5 protein-coding genes are annotated in these 3,936 nt (G+C 75.7%); 1 reads left to right on the plus strand and 4 read right to left on the minus strand.

Translation table 11 applies throughout. The features are described 5' to 3' along the window. Positions 1 to 505 precede the first annotated feature (505 nt). Complete coding sequence (locus tag AB0E96_RS39245; protein WP_359831355.1) at positions 506 to 694, minus strand: hypothetical protein; 189 nt, start codon at positions 692 to 694, stop codon at positions 506 to 508. A gap of 204 nt (positions 695 to 898) precedes the next feature. On the opposite strand from AB0E96_RS39245, the gene AB0E96_RS39250 reads away from it, so the two are divergent. Further along, positions 899 to 1,741 (plus strand): HAD family hydrolase, encoded by an 843-nt coding sequence (locus tag AB0E96_RS39250; RefSeq protein ID WP_359831357.1) that lies wholly within the window; start codon positions 899 to 901, stop codon positions 1,739 to 1,741. A gap of 37 nt (positions 1,742 to 1,778) precedes the next feature. Here AB0E96_RS39250 and AB0E96_RS39255 read toward each other — a convergent pair whose 3' ends face one another. From AB0E96_RS39255 to AB0E96_RS39265, 3 genes are read right to left on the minus strand one after another with little or no spacing between them, the layout of a single operon-like run. Next, positions 1,779 to 2,678, minus strand: coding sequence for a phosphate ABC transporter ATP-binding protein (locus AB0E96_RS39255; RefSeq protein ID WP_359831359.1), 900 nt, complete (start codon positions 2,676 to 2,678; stop codon positions 1,779 to 1,781). A gap of 23 nt (positions 2,679 to 2,701) precedes the next feature. Beyond that, the gene (locus AB0E96_RS39260; protein ID WP_359831360.1) at positions 2,702 to 3,619 is read right to left on the minus strand and encodes a sortase; all 918 of its coding nucleotides are present in this window, start codon (positions 3,617 to 3,619) and stop codon (positions 2,702 to 2,704) included. Next, positions 3,616 to 3,831 (minus strand): hypothetical protein, encoded by a 216-nt coding sequence (locus tag AB0E96_RS39265; RefSeq protein WP_359831362.1) that lies wholly within the window; start codon positions 3,829 to 3,831, stop codon positions 3,616 to 3,618. Before AB0E96_RS39265 ends, AB0E96_RS39260 begins: the two co-directional genes overlap by 4 nt. Positions 3,832 to 3,936: the final 105 nt, after the last annotated feature.

A 3,936-nucleotide genomic window follows, 5' to 3' on the forward strand; every position in this document is an offset into this window, starting at 1 on the left:
GCGTCGCTTCGGGCAACTCGGTGCAGGTGCCGATCGAGGTGCCGATCAACGCCTGAGTGGCCGGCGCTCCGGACGCGGCCGGGGCCGGGGCCTGCGCGGAGCCCGCCGTCGAGGGCGTGGAGGCCGCCGCCGGGGACGAGTCGGTGTTGGGCCCGTCGCAGGCGGTCAGGGCGAGGCCCGCGGTCAGGGCAACGGCGGCGGTGGCGATCAGGCGTGCTGCGGTGCGCATGTGTGTCTCCCCCATGGGCAGGTCTCCCTGCCGAATGCATGTCGCTCGTGTTCTTCGGCCTTCCGCACCAGTTGTATCCCGCGGAGATCCACAGCTCCATGCCCCGCCTGTCACAGCCATGCCACAGCGGTGAGGCGGTAGGGCGTGCCCGCGGTGGAGGCCTGGTGAACACGGTGCTCAGCCGCGTGCCCCGGCCCGGCGCCGCGGGCCGGGCCGGGGCGGGGCGGGGCGAGGCGCCGCGGGCCGGGCCGGCAACGGGACGGCCGCGCCCGGGGGTTACGGGTGCGGGCGGGTGCGCTGGGTGGGGAGGGACGGGGCGCAGGTGCGGCGGGCGAGCTCGGCGAGGGTGTGGAAGAGGACGTCGCCGAGCAGGACCGGGTCGCGCGAGGCGTCGGACGCCTGCGGCTCGCGGGCGTCGGGGCGGGCGGTCGGGGGCGGCTGGTCACGGAGCTGGCGTGTGGGCATGGCTCTTCCTGCCGACGGGGTGGCCGTGCGCGGTTCCTGCCCGCCGTGACCGGCCGGGCACCCCGGGTACGGGCGGATCGGCCGGAAACGGCGCATGAAGGGCTTGATCACGGTGAGGGCGGCCGGTGGGCCGCAGGCCGGGCCCGGTGGCCGCAGGCCTGGCCCGGTGGCCGCGGGACCGGGCCCGGTGACCCTTCCGCGCCGATGGGCGAAGATGGACCGGTGACCGAACCCCGTACCGCACCCCGCCTCGTCGCCACCGATCTGGACGGCACCCTGCTCTGCTCCGGTGGCACCGTCACCGACCGCACCGCCGCGGCGCTGGCGGCGGCCGAGGCGGCCGGGGTGCAGGTGGTGTTCGTGACCGGGCGCCCGCCCCGCTGGATGCGGCAGGTGAGCCCGCACATCGGCGGTCACGGGGTGGCGATCTGCTCGAACGGCGGCGCGGTGGTGGACGTGCGGCGGGGCGAGCTGCTGGAGACCTTCCCGCTGCCGGTAGAGACGACCCTGGCGGTGGTCGAGGCGCTGCGGACCGCGCTGCCGGGCACCGCGTTCGCCTTCGAGTACCCGGGCGGCTGGGCCCGCGAGGCCGGGTACGCGGTGCCGATGTGGGGCGACGAGCTGGAGCACGAGGTCGGCCGGGCGGAGGAGCTGCTGGGGGCCGGTGGTCCGGTCCGGGGCCTGTTCAAGCTGCTGGCCAAGCACCCGGACCTCGACCCGGACAAGTTCCTCTCCGAGGCCAGGGCCGCGGCCGGGCACCTGGCCGAGATCACCCGCTCCGCGTCGATCCCGCTGCTGGAGATCAGTGCGCCCGGCGTCACCAAGGCCAGCACGCTGGCCCGCTGGTGCGCCGGGCGCGGGATCGACCGGAGCGAGGTGGTGGCCTTCGGCGACATGCCGAACGACCTGGAGATGCTGGCCTGGGCCGGCACCGCGTACGCCGTCGCCAACGCGCACCCGCAGGTGCTGGCGGCGGTGCCGCTGCACACCGTGAGCAACGAGCAGGACGGTGTGGCGGCGGTGCTGGAGCGGCTCCTCGGCGTGTAGTCCGTGGCCGCCGCCCCAGCCGGGCGGCCGAACGGGCTCAGCCGAAGCGGCCGTTGACGTAGTCCGAGGTCCGCTGGTCGGCCGGGTTGCCGAAGATGTGCTCGGTCGGCCCGGCCTCGACGATCCGCCCCGGGGTGTCGTGGGTGGCGAGGAAGAACGCGCAGGTCTGCGAGACGCGCTGGGCCTGCTGCATGTTGTGGGTGACGATCACGATGGTGAGCCGCCCGCGCAGCTCGGCGATGGTCTCCTCGACCCTCCGGGTGGAGGTCGGGTCGAGCGCGGAGCACGGCTCGTCCATCAGCAGGATGTCCGGCGAGACGGCCAACGACCGTGCGATGCACAGGCGTTGCTGCTGACCCCCGGAGAGCGCCCCGCCCGGGGTGTGCAGCCGGGTGGACACCTCGTCCCAGAGCCCGGCCCGGCGCAGGCTGGTCTCCACCAGGTGCTGGCGCTCGTCCTTGGACACCTTGATCCCGGCCAGCTTGAGCCCGCTGGAGACGTTGTCCTGGATGGACATCGCCGGGAACGGGTTGGGCCGCTGGAACACCATGCCGATCCGGCGCCGCACCTCGGCGGGCCGGCGGCCGGGGCGGTAGACGTCGTCCCCGTCCAGCAGCACCTCGCCGGCGAGGGCGGCGCCGCGCACCATCTCGTGCATCCGGTTGAGGATCCGCAGGTAGGTGGACTTGCCGCAGCCGGACGGTCCGATCAGCGCGGTGACCTCGCCGGCCGGCATCGCCAGCGAGACCCGCTCCAGCACCTTGCGGCTGCCGAACCAGGCGGAGACGTCCCGCGTCTCCAGCCCGGCGAGCGGTTCGCCGGGCAGGCCGTCCGCGTACTGCTGGTCGGCGTACGGGGCGGCGGCGACCGGGGGGAGGGTGATGGTGTCGGCGACCGGGTCGGGCGCCTGGGTGTCGGTCAGTGGTGCGTCGGTCATCGGAACGGCCCTCCGGGCGCGCGTCAGTAGAGGTTGGGCAGCAGGGCGGCGGCGTTCTCGTAGACCGCCCAGAGCAGCGCGCCGACGACCGGCGCGAGGCTCAGGTACGCGGCCGAGCGCCGCCAGTACCGGGCCAGCACCACGGCGCCGGCCACCGCGCCGAGCAGGCCGAGCGACCACAGCTGGAGCGTGGCCAGCGCGCCCTTGTCCGCGGCCAGCGCCTTGTCGTACGGGACGGTCGCGGGCCGGCCGCCGGGGTTCTGCTCCGGGTCGCCGTCCAGTCGGGCGCCGACCAGCACGGTGGAGCCGGGGATCCAGTCGGAGTCGCCGGTGACCAGCACCAGGCGGTTGCGGGCCTGGTCGACGACCGGGTGGTCGCCGTCGCCGTACGCGTTGACGGTGTAGGTGAACTTGCCCTGGCCGGTGGTGGCTTCGATCTTGTCGCCGACCCGCAGCTTGGACAGCCCGGCGAACGGCGCGCCGAAGGTGGCGCCGCGGCCGAAGACCACGGCCACCCCGCGCTGGCCGGGCAGCGCGGTGTCCCGGCGGTGGCCGGGGCCGCGCATCAGGTCCCGGCCGGTGGTGCCCTCGACCACCACGGCCTGGTGCAGGCCGATCGCCGGGATGTCCAGCAGCGCCACCGGGGCGCCGTCCGCGGCCGCGCCGGTCGGGGCGACCGCCCGGGCCAGCTGGTCGCGGAAGGTCTTGTACCCGGTGGACTGGTAGTGCTTCTGCTGGATGTGCGAGAGCGTGAACAGGTACCCGACGAAGCCGAGCACCAGCGCGGCCGCCAGGCTGACCGCCCAGGCGCCCTGGAGGAACCGCCGCCGCCCGGGGGAGACGGCGGGCCGGGCCGGGGCGGGGGCCGGGGCCGGCGGGGCGGGGGCCTCGGCGGCCGGGGCGCCCGGCGCCACCGGCTTCTCCAGCACCGGGGCCGTCACGAGGTGCCGCCCGAACCGTTGCGGCGGCGCAGCAGCCGGCGGCCGAGGAGCGGCGGGACGAGCACCACGGCGAGCAGTTCCAGTGCGGTGAGCGAGGACAGCATCCAGTCCTCGGGCTTGCCGCTGACCTCGACCACGTTGGCCGCCACCTCGGTGGCGGCGCCGCCGCCGCGGCCGCGGGCGACCACCTGGCCGGTCTGCGGGTCGACCACGTCCTCGGTGCCGCACCTCCGGCCGGGTCCGTCCCCTGCGCGGACCCGACCGGCTGCCCATGCGGTGCGTACGGGACGGGCGCGTCGACCGGGCCTGGGGCCTGG

Source organism: Kitasatospora sp. NPDC036755 (genome assembly GCF_040636595.1).
GTDB lineage: Bacteria > Actinomycetota > Actinomycetes > Streptomycetales > Streptomycetaceae > Kitasatospora.

Coding starts and splice junctions, on each gene's coding strand:
- AB0E96_RS39245 (WP_359831355.1), bottom strand. CDS start 694: ATGCCCACACGCCAGCTCCGTGACCAGCCGCCCCCGACCGCCCGCCCC.
- AB0E96_RS39250 (WP_359831357.1), top strand. CDS start 899: ATGGGCGAAGATGGACCGGTGACCGAACCCCGTACCGCACCCCGCCTC.
- AB0E96_RS39255 (WP_359831359.1), bottom strand. CDS start 2,678: ATGACCGACGCACCACTGACCGACACCCAGGCGCCCGACCCGGTCGCC.